The sequence below is a fragment of the Tenacibaculum maritimum NCIMB 2154 genome (genome assembly GCF_900119795.1).
In the GTDB taxonomy this organism is placed as follows: domain Bacteria; phylum Bacteroidota; class Bacteroidia; order Flavobacteriales; family Flavobacteriaceae; genus Polaribacter; species Polaribacter maritimus.
Genome location: NZ_LT634361.1, coordinates 3,041,618 through 3,065,259 on the forward strand (window position 1 = coordinate 3,041,618; position 23,642 = coordinate 3,065,259).

A 23,642-nucleotide genomic window follows, 5' to 3' on the forward strand; every position below is an offset into this window, starting at 1 on the left:
GTACAAACTTTTCAACCACCTCCAAAAAGTTTGTACAAGTTTTCTATCCATTTTCCTGTACAAACTTTTCAACCACCTCTAAAAAGTTTGTACAAGTTTTCTACTCTTTTTCCTGTACAAACTTTTCAACCACCTCTAAAAAGCTTGTACATATTATCACTGTATATCAATAGGTTATGTTTTTTTAACTAAAATAATTCTCTCTTTTTTTTATAAGAAGTTTTTGGAGTTTTATAGAGGGATTCGAATTTAATCATGGATTTTTTAGATTGATAAGATGAATTTCTCTGCATTTTTTTGAGAATAAAAATGGAGGAAGTATGGTCTATTTTAACCAACAGTTTTTTACCAAACTTACCAAAGCCAACTATCGCCTTTTATAATGTTGCTAGTATTTTCTGCAATGCTTTAAAAGTAGCGGAGGTGATTTTTCCTGTTTTTAAAAATCGTCACAACAAAACTAGACATTCCACAAACTTTTCAACCACTCCTAAAAAGTTTGTACAAGGGTTAGTGATTAAATAGCGATTATTACTGAAAAATGCGGGTAATATAGTAAGTAAATAGGCTTGCTAGGCAGTTTATAAATACTCTTTCTTTAGCTTCTCAAGAATCTCTTTATACACTTGCTCAAACTCCATTTTATCATCTTTTACATAGTTATTTAAATAATCATAAACTATTTTTGATTTTTTCGGTTGATGATTTATTTCATCTTCACCAACTCTTTGCCCATAGTTTAATTCCAATATTTTGGCTGTAATTCCACGAACCATAATTTCATCAATATCACAATATTCATTTTTAAACTTCTCCTGATGTATCAAAGAGTCAAACTCCTTATCATAATACTTTTTAAACAATTCACCTGTATAAATATGACTATTCTCGTGAATAACAATTCTTCTATAATCTTCATTCCATTCCAACTTTAAAGGCTTTATAGCATCATTAGCTCCTTCACATAAATAAGTCATCAGAAACAATCTTTCATTTTTAGGGGTATCGGTAAATGTTATCGCTTTATTAGTAATTCTATTCAATGGGTCAAACAATATCTTCAAGCTTGTTTTTTTATTCGTTCTATAAAATTGATTCAGTTTTTCTGAAATTCGACTTGAATTTATAGCTTCTAAAAAAGGTTTAAAATTCACATGATAGTCATTTTTAAATTGAATTGTTTTCTTGAAATCAATTAATAGTTTTGAAAGAGTATCAATATTTTTTCCATACCAGCCAAACTGCTTAGAAATTTCTTTCTCATTTAAATTTTCTTTGGGTTTTAAATTTTCATCAAAACAAAGTGCAATAGTTGGTAAGTCAGCATTCCATTCATCTCCACTTCCAATTTTTTGAACCAATGGATGATTTTTGAATTTTTTATAGCCCTCAAAATTTGCTTTATAGAAATCCGTCTTACAAGGTTTTAGAGATACCTCAATACTATCTTCAAGCGCCAAAAAGTACGCTACTCTCAATAACTCTATCCGATCATCTATTCCTATTGAAATGGTATTTTTACTTTTTTCAATCTGAGGCTTATTTGGGTTACAACTTAGTAAACAAAAACCTAAAACTAATACTATATATATTTTCACCTCTGTAATTAGCTTAATCATAAAAAATAACACTATAACTTAATGACTGTAGCATTTTTAACTTCACCAATTGTAAAGATACTATGCGTACTTCCAATATGCTTTAATGCCGTTAATTTATCAACCATAAACTCTCTATAAGCTGTCATGTCTTTCATATAAATTTTTAAAATATAATCATAATCACCACTCACATGAAAACACTCCGTCACCTCCTCTAATCTATTAATTTCTTTTTCAAAAACAGCAATATACTCTTTAGTATGCTTTTCTAACTTTATATGGCAAAAAACCAAAAAAGATCTTTCAATCTTATCCTTATTAACCAAAGCCACATAATCTTTTATAATTTTTTCTTTCTCTAATTTTTTAATTCGCTCATAAACAGCAGTTACTGAAAGCCCTAATTGTAAAGACAATTGCTTTGTTGTTTGCTTACTATTTATTTGAAGTAAATTAATGAGTCTTTTATCGAGTGCATCTAATTTCATTACTTAAAAAATATTATATTCCTTTCATTCTTCTCCAAAGTTGTTGCATAACCTCTAAATACGTTACCTCTCTTACCATATCATCTACATATTTACGATTTTCCCATCGTGTTCCTTTTTTTTCCAATTCAAAACTAAATACAGAAGAATTTACATTTTTTGGATCTAATAAAGGATACCTCAAGTCATTATATCTAATATTTTTTGAAGCATGTATAGGCATTAAATTATAATACCCATTACTAAACCATGCTAATTTTTTTAAATCAGGAGCTTGCATATTTAATAAATCATGATTTTTAGGCAAAACCACAAGCTGCTCAGCCCTATTCTCTCTATCAAATAGCGAATAAAAAGCAACTTGATACGTTTCCTCTGTTTCTGCAATCCCATACCATAAAATATTATTTAATAACGTAGGTTGTACACTAAATCTATGAAAAGGAACGCCTGCTTTTTGAAACGATTTTTCAAAAACACTATCCATATACAACTTATTTCCAATTGTAAATACTATATAAATACTACTCATATAAATACCCATCTTAGTCCACCAAACTCTCTTTACATTACTTCTATTATAAAAAAGTGTCGCTATTAAACACACTAAAAAAGGCAGTGTATATAGAGGATCAACTACTGAAATAGTATTCAATGCAATTCTATGGTTAGAAAAAGGCAATAACATTTGCGTTCCGTAAGGCGTAAAGCTATCCAATATAGGATGCGTAAAAATAGACCAGAAAAATAACCAAGTCCAATCGTTCCGCGTTGTAGTTCCTCTCCTTCTCTTAGTATCATACAGTTTGTACACCAAAGCACCTATAACAAATGAAGCCAAAATAGCAAAAACAATAGAATGCATAAATCCTCTATGAAAAGCCAGCCTATCAATTCCATTTGAATAAAAAAGGGTTCCTAAAATCACATCTAAATCAGGAATTGTTCCTCCAATAGCACCAAAAAGCATTGCTTTATTTCCAATTTTCTTTCCAAGAACTACCTCTCCACAAGCAGCTCCTAAAACAATCTGTGTTAATGAATCCATAAATAATGCAACAGTATGTTTTAAAAAATTAATGAATATGCGAACTTAAGTGAAATAAAATGAATAATCAAAAGTCATACAAAAAATCAAATTTGCATAAAACTTACTAAAATCGTAACATTACAAACCGAAAAATACCATAAAATGCAAAACGACAACAATTTAACCGAAATAGAAATTGAAGATCAGAAAATAATAAACAATAGTGAATTAAATATATGGGAAGCTTTAATTCCTGTATTCATTTTAATGTCTTTATTAGCTTATAATATTTTCGTTGCCAAAGGCGAATGGTTCGGAACTTACTCTAACCAATATATTTTATTATTAGGAGGAGTAGCAGCCGGAATCATTGGTTTTGTAAATAATGTACCTCTCAAAAAGATGGTTGCTGAGGTATGGGAAAATTGGAAGAGCGTTTTTATTCCTATTACTATTTTATTTTTAGTAGGAGCTTTAGCAGGTACATGGTTAGTAAGCGGTATTATTCCAGCCATGGTATATTATGGACTACAAGTATTAAGTCCTGAAATATTTTTACCTGCTTCCGTAATTATTGCTGCTATTATTTCATTAGCTACAGGAAGTTCTTGGACTACCTCAGCAACAGTAGGAATTGCTTTAGTGGGGATTGGTAGTGCATTAGGTATTCCTACTGGAATGATTGCTGGGGCTGTTATTTCAGGGGCTTATTTTGGTGATAAAATGTCTCCTCTTTCAGATACTACTAATTTAGCACCTGCAATGGCTGGAACAGATTTATTTACACATATAAAATACATGACATACACTACAGTGCCTAGCATTATTGTTACACTAATTATTTTTACCCTTTTAAGTAGTACCATAGACACTTCTGGAACGGCTGATATCAGCAATTTACTCGCTTCTATAAAAAAAACATTTCATATTTCTCCATGGCTATTCATTGTTCCTGGAGTTGTAATTGCTATGATTTTAATGAAAACTAAACCTTTAATAGCTTTAAGTATAGGTGTTTTTTTAGCAGCTATCTTTGCCTTTATTTTTCAAGGTGATGTTTTACAAGGTTTATCGGAATCAAACTTTAAATCAATTATTACCGCTGTTTTAACCGATACTCAAATTAAAACAGATAATGAAAAACTAACCAAACTTTTTAGTGCTGGTGGAATGAATGGAATGATTTGGACCATTTTATTAATTGTTTGTGCTATGGTATTTGGTGGTATCATGGATGCAATTGGCGCTTTATCTAAAATTACAAAGTCATTACTATCTATAGCTACTTCTGTATTTGGTTTATTTGCTAGTACTGTAATTAGTTGCCTTGGACTAAATGCAATAGCTTCTGACCAATACTTAGCATTGGTAATTCCTGGAAAAATGTTTAAGAAAGCTTTTGAAGATAAAAATTTAGCTCCTGAAAACTTAAGTAGAACCCTAGAAGATAGTGGAACTGTTACTTCTGTTTTAATTCCATGGAATACTTGTGGAGCGTACCAATCAGGTGTTTTAGGAGTTAGTGTTAGTGAATACGCTATTTACGCAATCTTTAATTATTTAAGCCCATTTACAACCTTGTTATTTGCTGCTTTTAGCATCAAAATCAGAACATTAGTAAAAAAGCAATAAAAGAGAAAGCAAGTTAGTTCGTTAACCATTGTCAATGGTACTTTATATCATTTGGAACTACCGAAATAAAAAATTATGTTTTTTGTTTCGGTAATTTATATGTAGTTACATAATATTTTTTTATAGACATCTATTTTTCTAGCAATGAAAAATGACACCATGCTTTTAGTAAGTACATAAAAGAATTACGTGCTCAAAAACTATAGCATTACTCTCACACCCTCTATTAAATAAACCAATTCCACACCAAGCCAAAACGAATTACAAAATCACGATATGGGTAATTAGGCGCTGAAAAATAGTTCTTCTTAGTAAGGCGAGAAGTAGCGTTATCCACCTTAAAATAAATACGTGTTCTACGCACCCTAGCATTAAAAAATAAATCAACCGTCGGATATCCTATTTCAGTAGTATCTTGTAAAGTAAACTCCGCCAATAATGGATTATAAGCATTTGCCTTATACTTCGTAAAATACTTAAAAGTTGCTCCTATTTGAACATACACAGGATCTCCTTTAAACCAACTGTCGGCATAATACAATGTGTTTCTAGTTACGAATTCAGGAACCCTCAAAACAGTACTATTTTTTACCTTTTGATACATCAATGTATTGTCTAACGAAAACTTTCCGAAAGTAAATTCTTTTGCTATTTTAGCTTTCAAGTAAGTTAAATTTGACGAAGCCTGCTTAGCAATACCTGCTGTATCAAAATAAGTATAGTTATCAATATTAGCTAAATCAACAGAAGCACTTCCCCATTTAGAGGTTATTGTTCCTCCTATATTACGAGTATCTATTGTTTTAAAATCATGCTGCCAATTGTATTTATCATAGGTACTTTGATGTAACAAAAAGTTAAAATTAGGCGATTTAGAACTAATGGCAAGCCTTCCTTTAATAGTAAATAAGCTGTCTTTTTTATAAAATGCTTCTCCATAAAAATCATTTCCAGACAAACGCCCACTTCCTGGGGTTAAATTAGCCGCTGCATTAATGTGGAAATTTCCAATTCTTCCATTCCAATCAGCTCCCATAGAAACTGCCTGTCCTTTTAATTTACTTTTAGAAACCGCAGCAACCGCATTTATATTTAATAAATTATCATACCCATAATTATATGTTGTATAATTTGCTTTTACACGAAAACGCCCCAGTATATATTTTGAATTAAAATCTAAAAACAGTTGATTATTATATAGCAGGTATGTTGTTTTATCATTGATGCTATTATTTTCATTTGCACTTCCAAAAATAGCTGTTGTAAATGTTGATTGATTAAATCGATAAAATTTTGAGTTTCTTAAAAAAGAATGACCTAATTTTAAATTTGAAAAGTCCTTTTGATGCAAACTATCTTTTGATCCGACAATTTTAAAAGTATGCTCAAAAAACAATCGCTTCCCTTCTAAATTATTCTCTGCATCATTCAACGCAACATCCAACCTTCCTCTATCATTAGAAAAATTAGGATTATCATTTATAAAATTAGCCAATGAAATTTCACTAAGCCCTCCGTTTTCTTGGTTAAATATATCTTGATTTACAATTTGTCCTCTGATACCATACTGTCCTTTTGGAGATTCGTAATGAAAACTCATTCTAAAATTTCCACTGCTCGCTAAAGCTCTACGATATTTCCCTAATGATCGAATTCCTTTATAAGCAATACCTACATTAAATCGTTTCGAAAAATTCAATGTAAAAAAAACATCCAATACTTGACCTTGCTCTAAACCTGTACGATACATTATTTCGGTAGTAGGTGTCGGAACCTGATAATAATTGACATCCTCCAATCTATAATAATTAAATTGCTTTGCTCTAAATCCCATATCAGGAAATGGAGATATGCCACTGAAATCGTACCCTAAATTATTAAATGTTTGTCCTTGATTATGAAAAGCTAACAATTCAAAATTATCTTTTCTTAAAAAATTGAATTGATATTGCTTTTGAATTGTTAAGGTAGTATCTACAACAGTGGTATCATTCTTAAAAGAAATAATTTTATAATCAGTGTACTTTGTTTTTCCACTTAGCTTAACATTTATTTCATTAGTAGGTAAAGAGTCTACATGTTGATTACCTCTAGTGCCAAGCCTTTCAAAACCATTACCAAGTCCTTTAATTTGAGCAAACGTAATTGGAGTTCCAAGCAACAAATAAAAACTTATCAAAATAAATTTCTTCATAACGACAAATGTAAATAATTAAACAAGAAAAAAGAGGATTAATTTATTTGAAAACTGTTAATTTGTGCCATGTTGAAATTGAATTACAGTGGCTTTTCCTTAGAAGCAGGAACCGATGAAGCTGGCAGAGGGTGTTTAGCCGGCCCCGTAGTTGCCGCAGCAGTTATTTTACCAAAAAACTTCTACCACAACATTTTAAATGACTCCAAGCAACTTTCTGAAAAAAAAAGAAAAGAATTGCGTCCTTTTATAGAAAAAGAAGCAATTGCCTTTGCCGTTTCTTTTATTCATGAAAAAGAAGTAGATTCTTTAAACGTACTCCAAGCTTCTATTACAGGAATGCATCGTGCCATTAGTGACTTACAAATCTCTCCTGAGTTTATTATTGTTGATGGAAATAAGTTCAAGCCCTATAAAGAAATCCCACACGAAACCATTGTTAAAGGAGATGCTAAATACCTAAGCATAGCTGCCGCTTCTATCTTAGCAAAAACATATAGAGATGACTATATGGAGCAACTTCATGAAGAATTTCCTCAGTATAACTGGAAACAAAATAAAGGTTACCCTACAAAGCAGCATCGAAACGCTATTCGAGAATTTGGAATTACCCAATACCATAGAAAAACCTTTAAACTACTACCAGAGCAACTAAATTTAAAACTATAATGAAAAAAAATGTTGTTTTAAATGAATGCTTAAAAACAACATTTTTTTCCATAAACTTATTTAGATTTCTCTCCCACAAAATTATCTGACTTTAACTTAAACAGTACGTTAAACGTAGTCAAACTTCCATAAATACGCGTTATATATTGCTGTAAATCTATTTTATCTTGATCGTCAATTTTCTTATTCGAATTTATCTTTTGCTCCATAACACGAATACGATCACGTACCATTACTATTTTATGAAAAAAGGTATCAATAGGAATTTCTTTTGATGCTAAATTAGCATCCGCTGGAGCTATTATCAACTTTCCTCCTTTAAATTTATCTGCTATGGGAACCACCTCACTAACATCACTCCATTGTTTTAAAATTTTTCTTAAAGAACTCTCTATTTCATAAAAACTTACTGAATCAACTTCTTGATCAACTGCTTCAATAATTTCAAAAGTATCATTTAACGCAATCGTTTCTAAACCTTTTTCCTGAAAAGTAACCCAATAATGCCTGCTATCTACATTGGTTACAACACCAAATCCTAATTCTGGATGATTAATTCTTGATCCAATTCCTAATAATTTCATCTTCTATTATTTTTAACGATACTAAAATACTTATTTTTGTGAACCAAAATTTATAAAATGATTAAAAGAACACGCGCTGAACTTAATAAATGTATTATTCATAAAGTTGCTAATAAATACAATAGTGGACAAAATACGTTATCAGAAAATTTAGTTCGTTTTGATGAAGAAAGCTACGAACTACTAATGCCTTTCTTGTTAAAACCTTTTGCTAATGTAACACAGAGTTACCGTTTTAATCATCATGCTGACGTTCGATTAAATGAAATAAATAATTATACTTCTGAAATTTTTGAAGACGAAGCGTCATTTATAGAGCATTCTAAAAATATTGTCAATCATTTATATGAACAATCAAACTCCGCTCAAATAAAAAAAGGGGATGTGCTGGTTGCTTATTTCGAAGGACTTGAGTATAAAGATGTACTTACAGAGGCCGTTGGTATTTTTAAAATTGAAAGTAAAGTAGATTTTTTTCAAACCTATTTGGAAGATGATAGCTTTGATGTGGTTGTTCAAAAAGGAATCAGTACCAAAAAACTAGACAAAGGCTGTCTTATCTTAAACTCTTCTGACACTGAAGGGCCTGTTATTTTAAGCGTTGATAATAATAATTACGATGCGCAATATTGGATTAAAAATTTCTTAAATGTAAAGTATGCAGATGATCGAAATTTACACACGCAACATTATTTAGAAATGTGTAAAGATTTTTCCGAAAACATCATACAACCAGAATTCGGAAAGCAAGAGCAAAGTAATTTTTTAGCCAATACCGTTGATTATTTTAAAGAACATGAAAGTGTAGATTATCATGATTTTAAACAGGAAGTTTTTCAAGAAGATAAACATAAAGATTTATTTGAAGATTATAAAAAACACTTTGAAAAATTAAATGATGTATTAATACGAAATAATTTTGATGTATCTGATGCTGTTTTAAAGAAAGAAAAAAGTAAATTTAAAACAGAAATTAAATTAGACACCAATATCCAAATTAAAATAGATATTGACGCACCTGATGCTTCTTCTGAATATCTTGAAAAAGGATATGATGAGGATAAAAAAATGAAATTTTACAAGGTCTATTTTAACGATGAAAAATAAGTAAAAAAGGTTCCGTAGTTAATTACGGAACCTTTTTTATTAAATTTATTCCTTTTCTGCCATTTTCTTTACATAATCCGTAACAATCACAATTTGCGTAGCACCTACCTTTCCTTCAATATATTTTGCATTCTCACGATCTAAAGATATTCTACGAACTGCGGTTCCTTGCTTTGCCACCATACTAGAACCTTTTACCTTTAAATCTTTAATTAGCACAACCGAATCTCCTGCTTGCAAAATAGCTCCATTAGCATCTCTATGAATTACCTTCTCGCTTTCATCCAGCCCTTCTCCTGTAGCAGCTGCAAAACGCAAATCAGCATCTTCTAAATACAACATATCTAACAAGTCTTGTGGCCACCCTTCCTTTTTTAATCGAGATAGCATCCTCCAAGCAATAATCTTTACGGCTCTAAATTCACTCCACATACTATCATTTAAACACCTCCAATGATTTGCATCTGTTTTATCTGCATCATTAATTTGCGCCACGCATACCTCACAAGCTAATAAACTGCCATCTACCCCTCCTGTCGAAATTGGAGGAACTTCATATATATTCAAATTCGTAGTAGCAGCACATAATTCACACTTTTTACCGCTTCTATCTTGCAATTCTTCTAGTAAACTCATTTCTTAAAATTTAAGTCTTACAAAAATACCATTTTAAATTGACCTACTTATTCCTATAAAATTATTTTGTAAAGAAAACAACAGCTTAATTAATACCAACGGTCATTTGTAAATTTCACGATATAAAATAAGTCTTCCTATTTTTTACACTGGTTGTAAAAAACAAATACAGCCTTTTGCAAGCTCAAACGGAAAGCTTCCAAGTTTCTTTTTACAATGTTAATTTTAAATAAGTTACGAACACAAGAAAAATCTTATGCTCTTAAAAAAGTAAGAGATAGCCTTATAAAGTTACACCTATTCTTGCATGTATAAATCTATCAATCCTTCGGGAGTTTCTACTTCAATAATACGACGATCTCTATCAACTTTCTTAATAAAGTTATCTATCATTGGTATAAAAATTTCATGATTCCCCTTTTCTATTTCAAATAAAGGTTGTGCTGCTTTATCATTAATATGAACTATTGTTCCTACCTCTCCGTAAGCAACATCTATAATAGTAAAACCAATAACTTCATGGTAATAAAATTTATTTCCTGTTAACTTTGGCAATAAAGACATCGGTAAATACACTCCTGCTTTCAATATCGCTTCTGCGTCTTCTTCTGTAGAAACATCATCAAACTTAACACGTAATAAAGTTCCTTTACTCAAAGAACTCTTTGTAATAAAAAATGGAATCAGATTATTGCCTAAATCGACAAAAACTGATTCCATATTTCTATAGAGTTCAGGCTCGTCAGTATCTAACTTGATAACGACTTCCCCTTTAAAACTGTGTTTTTTAACGATGTTGCCTAAATAAAAACAATCTTCTTTACGCATAATCGTTATATTTTTTACTCCTCGCTTTTAGCTGCTGCTTCAGGAGCTTCCTCTGTAGTAGCTTCGCTTTCTTCTTCTACAGCAGGAACAGCCGCTGCAATTCTAGCTTCATTAACTGCTTTTTCAGCTTCTAATGCTTTTGCTTTAGCTGCTTCTTTGGCTTTAGCTAAATCAGCTTCTTTAGTTGATACCTTACCTTCTTTTTCTTCTAACCAAGCTTCAAATTTAGCTGCTGCTTGCTCTTCAGTTAAAGCGCCTTTTCTTACTCCTCCAGCTAAGTGGTTTTTCAATAAAGCTCCTTTGTAAGATAATAATGCTCTTGCCGTATCAGTAGGCTGAGCTCCGTTTTGCAACCATTTCACAGCACTATCCACATCTAACTCAATAGTTGCAGGATTAGTGTTTGGGTTATAAGTTCCAATCTTTTCTAAAAAACGACCGTCTCTTTTAGCTCTTGAATCAGCAGCTACTACCCAATAAAATGGTTTTCCTTTTTTACCGTGTCTTTGTAATCTAATTTTTACAGGCATAATTCTTAATTTTTAAGGTTCGCGACCTTGATTATTAATATAAGGCTGCAAATGTATTAAAAAATTCCTTATCACACAGGAATAATGCACACAAAAAAAGAGCTTGATAATCAAGCTCTTTCTTAAAATTAAATGATGTTGTATATTAAATTACTCTAACGTCTACAGCGTTTAATCCTTTTCTTCCTTCTTTTAAGTCAAATTCAACAGTATCACCTTCTCTAACCTCATCGATTAGTCCTGATACGTGCACAAAGTATTCTGTGTTTGATCCTGACTCAGTAACGAATCCAAAACCTTTAGATTCATTAAAGAACTTTATTGTTCCTTGTTTCATTGTAAAAAATATTATATTAAAACACAAATGTAGCTTATATATTCGAGTTACCTCCTCTAAAAAAAATATATTTTACACCTAGTTTTATTTTTATTTCAAGAAGCGCTAAAGCCGTTAATATCTTTTCACCAGACATCCACCTTATTTTTGTAATTTTACCTCCAATTTTTGACACTTTTTTTCACGAAAACTGCTTATTATGTATTTGATTTTTGACACGGAAACAACTGGTTTACCAAAAAGTTGGAATGCTCCTATTACTGATACAGACAACTGGCCTAGATGTATTCAAATAGCATGGCAATTGCATGATGAATTAGGAAATTTAATTGAGCATAATGATTTTTTAATTCGCCCAGATGGATTTAATATTCCTTTTGATGCAGAACGTATTCATGGTATTTCTACAAATCTAGCAGAAGAACAGGGTATTTCTTTAACAGAAGGGCTAGAATTATTCAACGCGGTTTTAAAAAAAGCGAAATTTATTGTAGGGCAAAATGTAGGCTTTGATGTAAACATTATGGGCTGTGAATTTCATCGTTTAGGAGTTTCTAATAACTTAACGGAACTACCTGTATTGGATACTTGTACGGAACATACCGCTCAAATGTGTCAAATACCTGGAGGACGTGGAGGAAAATTTAAGCTTCCTACACTTACGGAATTACATCATCATCTTTTTGGCGTAGGGTTTGGAGAGGCACATAATGCCACAGCAGATGTTGAAGCTACTACAAGGTGTTTCCTTGAACTTATTCGTTTAAGACAATATACAGAAGAAGCACTAGATGTTCCTTCTGATTATTTCGAGAAATACACTGAAGCAAACCCCATGCCTATTAAGGTTATTGGTTTAAAGCACCTGAATTTAAAAAAGGAGAGTGAAAAAATTCGCCAAAGGATAACTCAAGAAAAAGGTGGAGAAACTACTATTAATACTTCTGAAGGACTTGCTAAACTAAAAGATGTTCAGTTTGCCCACCTGCACAACCATACACAATATTCAGTATTACAATCTACCATACAAATAGGAAACATTGTAAAAGCAGCTGCCAAAGATCATATGTCCGCTGTTGCTATGACAGATACTGGAAATATGATGGCTGCCTTCCATTTCGTACAAGAAGTATTGAGTCATAATAAAGCTGCAGAAGCTGCCAATAAAGAAGCTATTGAAAAAGGAGAAACTCCTAATGCTCAAATTTTAAAACCTATTATTGGTTGCGAACTAAATGTTTGTCAAAATCATACTGATAAAAGTCAAAAAGATAATGGATATCAAATTGTTTTATTAGCTAAAAATAAAAATGGATACCACAACTTAGCAAAAATGTCTTCTATTGCGTTTGTTGATGGATTTTATTACATCCCTAGAATTGATAAAGAAATTATAAAAAAATATAAAGAAGATATTATTGTTTTAACAGGAAATTTATACGGAGAAATTCCTAGTAAAATATTAAATGTAGGAGAAACGCAAGCAGAAGAAGCACTTCTTTGGTGGAAACAAGAATTTGGCGATGATCTGTATATTGAATTAATGCGTCATGATCAAGAAGATGAAAGGGTCGTAAATGAAACGCTCTTAAAGTTTGCAACAAAACACAAGATAAAAACCGTTGCTACAAACAATACCTTTTATCTTGAAAAAGAAGATGCTAATGCGCATGATATTTTACTTTGCGTTAAAGATGGTGAAAAACAAGCAACTCCAAAAGGAAGAGGAAGGGGATACCGATACGGACTTCCTAATGATGAGTATTATTTCAAATCTTCAGAAGAAATGAAAACACTCTTTGCCGACCTTCCTGAAGCAATCATCAATATTCAAGAAATTGTAGATAAAATAGCACCTTTCACATTAGCTCGCGACGTACTATTGCCTGCTTTTGATATCCCACAAGAATTTAGAGATGAAAAAGATAATGAAGATGGCGGTAAGCGGGGAGAGAACAACTTCTTACGCCATCTAACTTATGAAGGTGCTAAAAAACGCTATGGAGAAATTACGGAAAGTATTAGAGAACGTTTGGACTTTGAACTTGAAGTAATTGAAAAAACAGGATATCCGGGATATTTCTTAATTGTAGAAGATTTTATTCGCGAAGCACGAAATATGGATGTTTCTGTGGGACCAGGAAGGGGATCTGCTGCTGGTAGTGTAGTAGCATACTGCTTATGGATTACGAATATTGATCCTATTAAATATGATCTTCTTTTTGAGCGCTTCCTAAACCCTGAACGTGTATCCATGCCCGATATTGATATTGATTTTGATGATGAAGGACGTGGACGTGTTATGGATTATGTAATTAAAAAGTATGGAGCCAATCAGGTAGCACAAATTATTACTTATGGTACTATGGCTGCTAAATCTTCTATTAGAGATACTGCGCGTGTATTAGACCTTCCTCTTTTTGAGGCTGATCGAATTGCTAAATTAATTCCTGGGATGAAATTAAAAAAGATTTTTTCTCTGGATGAAAGCGGCCTAAAAGAAAAGCTTCGTTCTGAAGAAATTGAGCTCGTTAATGAACTTAAACGCCTATCTAGCGGAGCTGACTTAACAGCAGAAACAATTAATAAAGCTAGAATATTAGAAGGGTCTGTTAGAAACACAGGAATTCATGCTTGTGGGGTTATTATTACTCCTGATGATATTACTAAATTCGTACCTGTTTCTCTTGCCAAAGACTCTGATATGTATGTTACTCAGTTTGACAATTCTGTTGTAGAAAGCGCTGGGTTATTAAAAATGGATTTCTTAGGATTAAAAACATTAACCCTAATTAAAGATACCGTTAAAATTGTCAAAGCAAGACATAATATTGATTTAGACCCTGAGAATTTCCCTATTGATGATCTTAAAACGTATGAGTTGTTCCAGAGAGGAGAAACCGTTGGTATATTTCAATATGAATCTCCAGGAATGCAAAAATATATGCGAGAACTAAAACCTACTGTTTTCGCTGATTTAATCGCCATGAATGCTTTATATAGACCTGGTCCTTTAGAATACATTCCTTCATTTATTAGAAGAAAGCATGGAGATGAAGAAATTGAGTATGACTTACCTGCTATGGAGGAATACTTAAAAGAAACCTATGGCATTACAGTATATCAAGAGCAAGTAATGCTTCTGTCTCAAAAACTAGCTGATTTTACTAAGGGAGAAGCCGATGTATTGCGTAAAGCTATGGGTAAAAAGCAAATTGCAGTCTTGGCTAAAATGAAACCTAAATTTGTAGATCAAGCAAGTGCTAATGGGCATGATCCTGAAAAATTAGAAAAAATATGGACAGACTGGGAAGCTTTTGCTTCATATGCCTTTAATAAGTCTCACTCTACTTGTTATGCTTGGATTGCTTATCAAACAGCCTATTTAAAGGCGCACTATCCTGCTGAATATATGGCTGCTGTTCTTTCTAATAATATGAATGACATTAAATCTGTTTCGTTTTTTATGGAAGAATCAAAACGCATGGGACTCGATGTATTGGGCCCAGATGTGAATGAATCTTATTTAAAATTTTCAGTAAATGACCAAGGAGCTGTTCGCTTTGGAATGGCAGCTATTAAAGGAGTAGGGTCTGGAGCTGTAAAGGCAATTATTGATGAACGACAAGAAAATGGCCCCTATAAATCTATCTTTGATGTTGCAAAACGTATTGATCTACGAGCTGCTAATAAAAAAGCTTTCGAAGGACTCGTACTTGCCGGAGGGTTTGATTCGTTTACAAATACACATCGAGCACAATATTATGTAACTGATGAAAAAGGACAAACTTTCCTGGAAAAAGCAATTCGTTATGGTAACAAATTCCAAGAAAGTCAAAATTCATCACAGGTTTCTTTATTTGGAGAAGCTTCTGAAATAGAATTGCCTGAACCTATAATTCCTGTTTGTGATACTTGGGGTACAATGGAACTACTTGGTAAAGAAAAGGAAGTAATTGGAATGTATATCTCTGCACATCCTTTAGATGATTTTAAAAATGAACTAAAATTTTGCAATGCTGTCATCTCCAATTTTAAAGATGATTTAAAAAAGTATGAAGGACTAAACCTCTCTTTTGCTGGTATTTTATCAGATGTACAACACCGCGTATCTAAAATGGGAAAAGGCTGGGCCATGTTTACTATAGAAGACTATAATGATAGCTACGAGTTTAGAGTGTTTGGAGAAGATTACTTAAAATTTAAGCACTATTTGGTTCCAAATTCTTTCTTATTTATAAAAACTACCGTACAACCAGGGTGGGTTAATAAAGATGGGGTACGGGGAGAACCTCGATTAAAATTTACTGATTTTAAGTTATTACATGACATCATGGATGAAATGTGTAAAAAACTAACCCTAAAAATTCCACTGCACCAATTGAAAGAAAATTTTATCAAAGACTTGCAGCACTTAATTGTTTTAAACAGAGGAACTCAAAACTTGTATTTTACCATTTGGGATGCTGACGAAAAAATTGAATTGAACCTCCCCAGTAGAAATACTAAAGTTAAAATTTCAAATGAATTTTTAAAAGCCCTAGATGAGCAGTTTATTAATTATAAATTAAATTAACTTTTAACAATGAACCTATAAAGAAAAGTAAGTGGCGTCTAAATTGCTTTTATTTGCTTAAAAAAATACCAAAAGCCTTAAGAAAACTTATTTTCCTAAGGCTTTTCTCATACTATTTACTTATTTCAGAATACTTTGAAGTTAAAATTTCCCTTTTAAACTATCTATTTTCCCTCTTATTAAACATTTATCTTCCTAAACAACTACATAGTGCTTTATTTGTGTTCAAATTTATAACTTAATAAAATCAAGTATTATGAAAAAAAAAATTTCTACAATCCGTTTTTTTATTGTAACCCTTCTAATTACATTAACAATTAGCTGCTCTTCATCTGATGAAGATATCAATAACAACACCCATGAAATGAACCATGAACTTTTAGAAGGAAAAATAAGGCATATTGTATTATTTAAATTCAAAGAAAGCATTACCACTTCTGAGCGAAATGAAGTTATAAAAAGATTTACAGATTTAAGAAATGCTACCAAGAATGGAAAGAAATACATCCATTCCATTGAATATGGAAATCAAAATAGTAAGGAAGGCGTTGATAAAGACTATGAAATTGCTTTTCTTGTGACTTTTAATTCTCTTGCAGATAGAGATTATTATGTAGGGAAGCCTTTTTTAACAGCTCCTGGTACCTTTGACCCTCAACATGACGCTTTTAAAAATTTCGTGGGACCATTTTTAGATCTTGAAAATGCCAATGGAGGTGTCTTAGTTTTTGACTATGTTTTAAAATATTAATCAGGTATAGCTATTCATTTTTAAGAACTCTAACAGTTAAGAATAATATATAGCGCTGATTTGCAATAACACTATTAAAAACACCCCCGAACAAGTTCGGGGGTTTGTAAAAGTTCGGTTAGTTAGAACTTTAATGTTGCACTTAATAAAAAGTTTCTTGTTGCCTGTGGGTAATAACCAGCTCCATCACCTGTTGCTTCCCCTATAATATTTCCTAAGTCGTCTTCAACATCGTATTCGTAGGTATAATAATACCCTCTATCAACATATTTCTTATTAAAAATATTATTAACTAGCCCCGTTAATACAATAGATTTAAAAATTTTATTCGTTTTAATTTCATAAACGATATTAAAATCACTTGTAAAATAATCTTCAAGCTTGTCTGAATCAGAAATTCTGCCTTGCAAATTCCCCATATATTGATCTCCTACATATTTAGATAAAAAAGCCAATTGTAAATTAGAAGTTGGTTGATATACAAACGTATTTCCAAAAACCATACTAGGCGAATTTGAAATAGTAGTGTTCCCTAAATTTTCCAAAGTTCCATTTACAAGAGCGTAGAAGTTTCTATTTTTATTCTGACTAAATGCAATATTAGGTTGCATTTTTACTTGTGTTGATAGCATAATATCTGCATCAACCTCTAGCCCTAAGCGATAACTCTCACCACTAGTTGCCCTAATAAACCCTCCCACATCATCAATAGCTCCAGTTAAAACCAATTGATTCTGATAATCCATCAAATAAACATTGGTACTTAATTTAACAACATCATTCTTCAATCTCCAACCTAACTCATAATCATGTAAACTTTCATGTTGTGTAGTTCCTCCTTCAAAATCATTTCTATTAGGCTCTCTATTAGCCCTAGCATAAGAAAGGTAAAAGCTATTTTGATTATCTAAGTCATACGTAATTCCTGCTTTGGGATTGAAAAAATTAAAATTAGTATCCACATTAATTGGCTTTCGCTTAGAGGTCAATCCAACAGTTTTATAATTAACAAATCTCCCTTGCATATCTATATATGCTTTTACACGATCTGAAAGGTTAAAAATAACCTTCGAAAAAATATTCCAATCTGTTTTTTTTGAACTACTTTCATAATAGCGATCCCTAATCCTTGTATTAGCAGCCAAATCACTTCCCCAGATTACCTCTCCATAATGATCGTTCTTATAATTACTATACGAGAGTCCTGATACAAATTCAACCTTCTCACTTTTATAGGTTGAAGTTCCATTAGCAACATAAAAATGATTATCTAGCCAACGGTTCACAATAACATCACTATCATCAACAATTAAATTATTAAAAGTTTCAGCCTTTTCTTTTTCCTTAAACTGCTCGAAGTAGCCTTTTCCTCTAGTATAATTCAAACTGACATTAGTACTCCATTTGCTATTCAATTTTTCATTCCAATGCACTTGATAATGATCTTGCTGATAATTATCTGTTTCGTTCTCATACGTATAAGGATTCTGGCGACGATTTTCTTTCAATTGAGTAGCGTTTAATCCAGCCCAAGCTTGGTAAGTTTGCTCTTTCCCTCCAAAAACCAGTGCTTTAACTAAGGTATTATCATCCGTATAATTTCCCTGCAAGAAGTACGATTTCAAATCAGTAAAAGCCCTATCCACATAACCATCAGAATAAATATTAGAAAACCTTCCTGATAATTCGAAATGATCATTCAGTTTACCTGTAGTGTATTTTACAGTATGTTTTCGAGTACCATACGAACCAAAAGCATTTGAAATTTCTCCACCAGATTTTTCAGAAATAGCATCTGTTAGTATATTTAAACTAGCCCCGAAAGCTCCTGAGCCATTAGTAGAAGTACCTACCCCCCTTTGCAATTGTAAGCTTTGCGTAGAGGAAGCAAAATCTCCCATATTTACCCAAAAAGTTCCTTGACTTTCGGCATCATTATAAGGAATTCCATTTACAGTAACATTTATTCTAGAGGCATCAGATCCACGCACACGCATATATGTATAACCAATACCCGCCCCAGCGTCTGAAGACGAAATAACATTGGGCAAGTATTTCATCAAAATAGGAATATCCTGTCCCAAGTTACGCTTAGCTATTTCTTTTTTTGTGAGATTGGAATGACTAACAGGGGCATCAGCCTTTACACGAACAGCAGAAACCAAAACTTCATCTAAAAAATTTTGATTAGGAGCTAACACAATATTTATTCGCATATCTCGACTCACAGTTACTATTTTATCAATTGTCTTAAAGCCTATATAAGACACTTTTAGCGCATAAGTTCCTTTATGAAGCGCTAATTGAAAATTACCATCAAAACCCGTTGCACCTCCTCTACCTAAATCTTCAATAAGTATAGAAGCTCCTACTAAAGGTGTTCCTGATTCATTAACGACTTTTCCTGAGAGCATAAAAGTTTGCGCATTGACTTCCAATACAGCAAATAATAAAACTAAAAAAGTTACTATCTTCACTTTTTTAATAAAAGACATCGGTCTCATTTCTAATAAAATAAAAGCGAATAAAAAGAGGTAATTATCCTATTGTTTGAATAATTAGTTTTTACAACTGATTAAAAACACCTATGTATGGTATTTATAAACGTTTACATTCCCTTGGCAGCATTACTTGCCCAGGTTCATTGGGTATGATCTCAGCCTTGTCTAAATAGTATATTTATAAAAGCACCCCTTTATGAGAACGCAGCAAATGTATAACGGATTTTTGATATAATAAGCAAAGAAACCATAAATTTAATCAATTCTTGGTTTTTGACGCAACTGCTTTTTTAAAGAAGTGGTTTGCTTCTTTTGTAATCTTTTTCTTACAGAAGCTTTAGTTGGCTTGGTTGCTTTTCTTCTTTTTGTTGCAGTAAGTGCTATTTTTATAAGCGCTATAAAACGTTGTATAACAATTTCTTTATTTCGATACTGACTGCGGGTTTCACCACATTCCAACACAATACAACTACTTTTAGTAAGTCTATTTTTTAAGCGCCTTGATATTAATTCTTTTTCCTCTGACGATAATGACAGACTACTGTGCAAATCAAAAGACAGTACTACTTTAGAAGATACCTTGTTAACATGCTGCCCCCCTGCTCCAGAGCTTCTAACAGCTTTGAATTGAAGTTCTCTTATAAGGTTCTCAATATTCATTATACTCTTTATATGTTAGTGCTCACAAAAATACCTTTAATAATCTAAATTAAAAGGATTTATCCCCTGATGCAAGAAATGCATATCTACATCTATTAGCGTATCAGAAAATGAATGCAGGTTTTTAGAAGACTCCAAAATAACATCAATAGCCTTTGTTGCTTTTTTTAAACGAGTTTCCTTATCTCCTTTTAACAGAATATAATTTTTATGATGTTTCTTTAAGGCTGTTTCAAAAGCCTCAAACATTTCCAATCGTTGTTCAGGTCTATCTCGCAAATCATCTTCTTCCCAAGGAGTATCTATATAAGTTAATAAATACAAATCATATTCATTTTCTCGGGCTGCTTCATCCAGTCTAGGATCAACGAATCCGCCATAAAATTCTTCCGAATACACTTTAGTTTCTAGTAGATCCGTATCACAAATCAAAATTTTATCAGCTTTTTCTGCTAGCTCATTTTCTAATCTCATTTGCCCTTCAGCAATAGGAATCAAATCATCTTGCTCACATGTTTTCCGTTCATTATTCCATTTATTTTGTAAATACTCCCGAGCATATTCAGGAGCCCAAACAGTATTGTAATAGCGAGCTAATTGCCTAGATAATGTTGTTTTTCCAGTTGATTCTGGACCAAATAAAACAACTTTTATAATATGGACTGGTTTTTGTTTAAGATTTTTCTCCATGATAAATATCCTGAAATTGCTATGAACGTAAATATTAAATATTGAAAGCTTGTAAATGTAAACCCTTTGTAAAAATAAAGAGGAATGGAAATAAGATCACCTATGATCCAGTAAGTCCAATTTTCTATTTTTCGCTTTGCCATCAACCACATTCCTACAAAAAATATAGCAGTAGTAACGGTATCTATATAAGCTATTAAACCATTCCATTTATCAAAAAAACGATAGATCATGAATACAAAAAACAAGGTTCCTATAAAAATCAAAATACTCATTTTTTGCTCTCTAACAGTCGTTCTACTTATTGGGGTTACGTGAGTTTCATCTACTTTTTGGGTCCAAATATACCATCCATAAATACTCATTATAAAATAGTACGCATTAATCATCATATCTCCTAAAAGCCCCCATTTTAACAATAAATAAACGAAAATAGAAGTGCTAATTAGCCCCGTAGGAAACACCCAAATCTTGTTTTTTTTAGAAAACCAAACAGATAAAAGTCCGAAGATAATTGCAATAACTTCCAAAGAAATATCAATTACCGAAGAACTTGCATACTGGGCAAATAAGTAATTAAAAATCGAGTTCATATAATTTGGTAAAGACTCCAAATGTAGTGAGTTCTATTCATATACCAACTTTATAATAAAAAAACCTACTATGCTAATACGCATATACACAAGTAAAACCATCAAATTCTAAAAAATGGACATCATAAACTGTGCACCTGCCATCAAACCTAACTTCTCCAGTTGTTTTAGCATCAGAAAATTTAAAATCTTCAATATAGATGTGCTCTAAAAAAAGTAATTTCTTTTTGCCATATATTTTATATAGACTCTCCTTAGCTCCCCAAACAATGGTCAACTTACTAATCAAAGCACTAGCATTGGCAATGGTTCTATATTCTTCAATAGGGGTAAATTTAGGCGCTATTCTTAAAATTTTATCGCGTTGTTTTTCAATATCGATACCAACAGGTTTTTCGTCAGAAATTATAATTCCTGAAAAAATAAAAGAGTGCGTTATAGAAATAAATTTTCCATCTTTTAGGTGCGGTTTTCCAAAATCATCATAAATTAAATCTGCGTCATTATACCCTGCTTCTTTGAGCAAATGGCGTACACTTAGAAAAGCTCTCTGATGCAACTCTGACTTCATTTTGTCTAAACGGACTTGACTTTCGCTACCTAAAACGACCTCCTTACATAATGCCTCAAAAGATTCTTCAATCTTCCAAATCAATACTTTAGTAGTAGTGTTAATCGTTAATCTTTTATAAACAGGCATAGACTTATAAAGTTATTTTGTACTTTTGCGACTCTAAATTTAGAAGAATAAATATACAAAAAGATGAGCACAAAATCGACTACATACGTACCTTTTAAAGTTAAAGATATTTCTTTAGCTGATTGGGGTAGAAAAGAAATTGAACTAGCAGAAGCTGAGATGCCTGGTTTAATGAGTCTTAGAGAAGAATATAAAGATGAGCAGCCTTTAAAAGGGGCTAGAATTGCAGGCTGTTTACACATGACAATCCAAACAGCTGTTTTGATTGAAACTTTACAAGCTTTAGGTGCTGAGGTTACTTGGAGCTCTTGTAACATATTTTCTACCCAAGATCAAGCTGCCGCTGCAATTGCTGCTACTGGAACTCCTGTATATGCATGGAAAGACATGACAGAAGAAGAATTTGACTGGTGTATTGAACAAACATTGTTTTTTGGAGAAGACAAAAAGCCTTTAAATATGATTTTAGATGATGGTGGAGATTTAACAAACATGGTTTTAGATAGATATCCAGAGCTAGCAGAAGGAATCAATGGTTTGTCTGAAGAAACTACTACGGGAGTACATCGTTTATATGAACGTGTAAAGAATGGAACACTACCTATGCCTGCCATTAACGTAAATGATTCCGTAACAAAATCTAAATTTGACAACAAATACGGATGTAAAGAATCTGCTGTAGATGCCATTCGTAGAGCTACAGATGTAATGTTAGCAGGTAAACGTGTTACTGTTTGTGGATATGGCGATGTTGGTAAAGGTACGGCCGCTTCTTTTAAAGGTGCTGGAAGTATTGTTACCGTAACAGAAATAGACCCTATCTGTGCGTTACAAGCTGCCATGGATGGGTTTGAAGTTAAAAAACTTGAAACAGTAGTAGCTAATAGTGATATTATTATTACAACTACTGGAAATAAGGATATCGTTCAAGGACGTCATTTCGAAGCGATGAAAGATAAAACAATCGTTTGTAATATTGGTCACTTTGATAATGAAATTGACATGGCTTGGTTAAATAGTAATTTTGGAGATACAAAAGATACCATCAAACCTCAAGTAGATAAATATAATGTAAACGGAAACGATATTATTATTCTAGCGGAAGGGCGTTTAGTTAACCTAGGCTGCGCAACAGGACATCCTAGCTTTGTAATGTCTAACTCATTTACCAACCAAACATTAGCTCAAATTGAATTATGGAATAACAAGGAGGCTTACGGAAATGAAGTATATATGCTACCTAAACACTTAGATGAAAAGGTGGCTAAGTTACATTTAGCTAAAATTGGAGTTGAATTAACGGAACTACGCGAAGAACAAGCTTCTTATATCGGCGTAACTGTTGAGGGTCCTTTTAAGCCTGAACATTATAGATACTAAGAAACATAAATAAAAGCATTTAATTTATTTATAGTTAGTTGATTTATCAATTTCTAATTCCCTCTTGTAAAAATTACAAGAGGTTTTTTTATTGAAATTGAATTTTATAAAAAAGAAACTGTTGTTCCGAACAGTTTCTTTTAATATTTTAATTG

The 23,642-nt window shown here is 32.1% G+C and carries 21 protein-coding genes; 6 read left to right on the plus strand and 15 right to left on the minus strand.

Going from position 1 to position 23,642, the window contains the following annotated elements; all coding sequences use genetic code 11:
- Positions 1–581: 581 nt before the first annotated feature.
- The 3 genes from MARIT_RS13610 to MARIT_RS13620 are packed head-to-tail and all read right to left on the minus strand — an operon-like array spanning position 582 to position 3,137.
- Entirely contained in the window at positions 582–1,619 is a 1,038-nt protein-coding gene (locus MARIT_RS13610; protein WP_100211795.1) for a hypothetical protein, read from the minus strand.
- Between the two features lie 11 nt (positions 1,620–1,630).
- Complete coding sequence (locus tag MARIT_RS13615) at positions 1,631–2,089, minus strand: Lrp/AsnC family transcriptional regulator (RefSeq protein ID WP_024742205.1); 459 nt, start codon at positions 2,087–2,089, stop codon at positions 1,631–1,633.
- Positions 2,090–2,102: 13 nt separating this feature from the next.
- A complete protein-coding gene (locus tag MARIT_RS13620; protein WP_100211796.1) occupies positions 2,103–3,137 on the minus strand; it encodes a metal-dependent hydrolase in 1,035 nt (344 codons plus the stop codon).
- Positions 3,138–3,281: 144 nt separating this feature from the next.
- Between MARIT_RS13620 and nhaC the strand changes: the two genes are divergently transcribed.
- Positions 3,282–4,751, plus strand: a complete 1,470-nt coding sequence (gene nhaC, locus MARIT_RS13625; protein ID WP_024742207.1) for a Na+/H+ antiporter NhaC — start codon at positions 3,282–3,284, stop codon at positions 4,749–4,751.
- Between the two features lie 226 nt (positions 4,752–4,977).
- Here nhaC and MARIT_RS13630 read toward each other — a convergent pair whose 3' ends face one another.
- Entirely contained in the window at positions 4,978–6,945 is a 1,968-nt protein-coding gene (locus MARIT_RS13630) for a putative porin (protein ID WP_024742208.1), read from the minus strand.
- Between the two features lie 69 nt (positions 6,946–7,014).
- Here MARIT_RS13630 and MARIT_RS13635 point away from each other — a divergent pair, with 69 nt between their 5' ends.
- Positions 7,015–7,614: a ribonuclease HII gene (locus MARIT_RS13635; RefSeq protein WP_024742209.1), complete on the plus strand. Its 600-nt coding sequence runs from the start codon at positions 7,015–7,017 to the stop codon at positions 7,612–7,614.
- A gap of 56 nt (positions 7,615–7,670) precedes the next feature.
- Here the strand turns inward: MARIT_RS13635 and MARIT_RS13640 are convergent, their stop codons facing one another.
- The gene (locus tag MARIT_RS13640) at positions 7,671–8,198 is read right to left on the minus strand and encodes a hypothetical protein (protein ID WP_024742210.1); all 528 of its coding nucleotides are present in this window, start codon (positions 8,196–8,198) and stop codon (positions 7,671–7,673) included.
- Between the two features lie 57 nt (positions 8,199–8,255).
- On the opposite strand from MARIT_RS13640, the gene MARIT_RS13645 reads away from it, so the two are divergent.
- Positions 8,256–9,305 (plus strand): nucleoid-associated protein, encoded by a 1,050-nt coding sequence (locus tag MARIT_RS13645; protein WP_024742211.1) that lies wholly within the window; start codon positions 8,256–8,258, stop codon positions 9,303–9,305.
- Between the two features lie 45 nt (positions 9,306–9,350).
- On the opposite strand, the gene MARIT_RS13650 is transcribed toward MARIT_RS13645, so the two are convergent.
- From MARIT_RS13650 to MARIT_RS15575, 5 genes are all read right to left on the minus strand, one after another.
- Complete coding sequence (locus tag MARIT_RS13650) at positions 9,351–9,941, minus strand: PhnA domain-containing protein (RefSeq protein ID WP_024742212.1); 591 nt, start codon at positions 9,939–9,941, stop codon at positions 9,351–9,353.
- A gap of 297 nt (positions 9,942–10,238) precedes the next feature.
- Complete coding sequence (gene rimM, locus MARIT_RS13655) at positions 10,239–10,769, minus strand: ribosome maturation factor RimM (protein WP_024742213.1); 531 nt, start codon at positions 10,767–10,769, stop codon at positions 10,239–10,241.
- Positions 10,770–10,783: 14 nt separating this feature from the next.
- On the minus strand, positions 10,784–11,299 hold the full coding sequence (locus MARIT_RS13660; RefSeq protein ID WP_024742214.1) for a 30S ribosomal protein S16: 516 nt from the start codon (positions 11,297–11,299) through the stop codon (positions 10,784–10,786).
- Between the two features lie 145 nt (positions 11,300–11,444).
- A complete protein-coding gene (locus tag MARIT_RS13665; protein ID WP_024742215.1) occupies positions 11,445–11,636 on the minus strand; it encodes a cold-shock protein in 192 nt (63 codons plus the stop codon).
- A gap of 34 nt (positions 11,637–11,670) precedes the next feature.
- On the minus strand, positions 11,671–11,811 hold the full coding sequence (locus MARIT_RS15575) for a hypothetical protein (RefSeq protein ID WP_157926295.1): 141 nt from the start codon (positions 11,809–11,811) through the stop codon (positions 11,671–11,673).
- A 24-nt stretch (positions 11,812–11,835) separates the two neighbouring features.
- On the opposite strand from MARIT_RS15575, the gene dnaE reads away from it, so the two are divergent.
- Both dnaE and MARIT_RS13675 read left to right on the plus strand, forming a co-directional pair.
- On the plus strand, positions 11,836–16,212 hold the full coding sequence (gene dnaE, locus MARIT_RS13670) for a DNA polymerase III subunit alpha (RefSeq protein ID WP_024742217.1): 4,377 nt from the start codon (positions 11,836–11,838) through the stop codon (positions 16,210–16,212).
- Between the two features lie 256 nt (positions 16,213–16,468).
- Positions 16,469–16,963 (plus strand): Dabb family protein, encoded by a 495-nt coding sequence (locus MARIT_RS13675; RefSeq protein ID WP_024742218.1) that lies wholly within the window; start codon positions 16,469–16,471, stop codon positions 16,961–16,963.
- Between the two features lie 122 nt (positions 16,964–17,085).
- On the opposite strand, the gene MARIT_RS13680 is transcribed toward MARIT_RS13675, so the two are convergent.
- From MARIT_RS13680 to MARIT_RS13700, 5 genes are all read right to left on the minus strand, one after another.
- The gene (locus tag MARIT_RS13680) at positions 17,086–19,458 is read right to left on the minus strand and encodes a TonB-dependent receptor (RefSeq protein WP_231975157.1); all 2,373 of its coding nucleotides are present in this window, start codon (positions 19,456–19,458) and stop codon (positions 17,086–17,088) included.
- 261 nt (positions 19,459–19,719) lie between these two features.
- Entirely contained in the window at positions 19,720–20,124 is a 405-nt protein-coding gene (arfB, locus tag MARIT_RS13685) for an alternative ribosome rescue aminoacyl-tRNA hydrolase ArfB (RefSeq protein WP_024742220.1), read from the minus strand.
- Positions 20,125–20,160: 36 nt separating this feature from the next.
- Positions 20,161–20,814: an AAA family ATPase gene (locus MARIT_RS13690; protein ID WP_024742221.1), complete on the minus strand. Its 654-nt coding sequence runs from the start codon at positions 20,812–20,814 to the stop codon at positions 20,161–20,163.
- Positions 20,775–21,407, minus strand: a complete 633-nt coding sequence (gene pnuC, locus MARIT_RS13695; protein WP_024742222.1) for a nicotinamide riboside transporter PnuC — start codon at positions 21,405–21,407, stop codon at positions 20,775–20,777. Before pnuC ends, MARIT_RS13690 begins: the two co-directional genes overlap by 40 nt.
- Before the next feature lie 73 nt (positions 21,408–21,480).
- Positions 21,481–22,107 carry a 4'-phosphopantetheinyl transferase family protein gene (locus MARIT_RS13700; RefSeq protein WP_024742223.1) on the minus strand — a complete coding sequence of 209 codons (627 nt, stop codon included), beginning with the start codon at positions 22,105–22,107 and terminating at the stop codon, positions 21,481–21,483.
- Between the two features lie 63 nt (positions 22,108–22,170).
- On the opposite strand from MARIT_RS13700, the gene ahcY reads away from it, so the two are divergent.
- Positions 22,171–23,487, plus strand: coding sequence for an adenosylhomocysteinase (ahcY, locus tag MARIT_RS13705; RefSeq protein ID WP_024742224.1), 1,317 nt, complete (start codon positions 22,171–22,173; stop codon positions 23,485–23,487).
- The last annotated feature ends 155 nt before the right edge of the window (positions 23,488–23,642 follow it).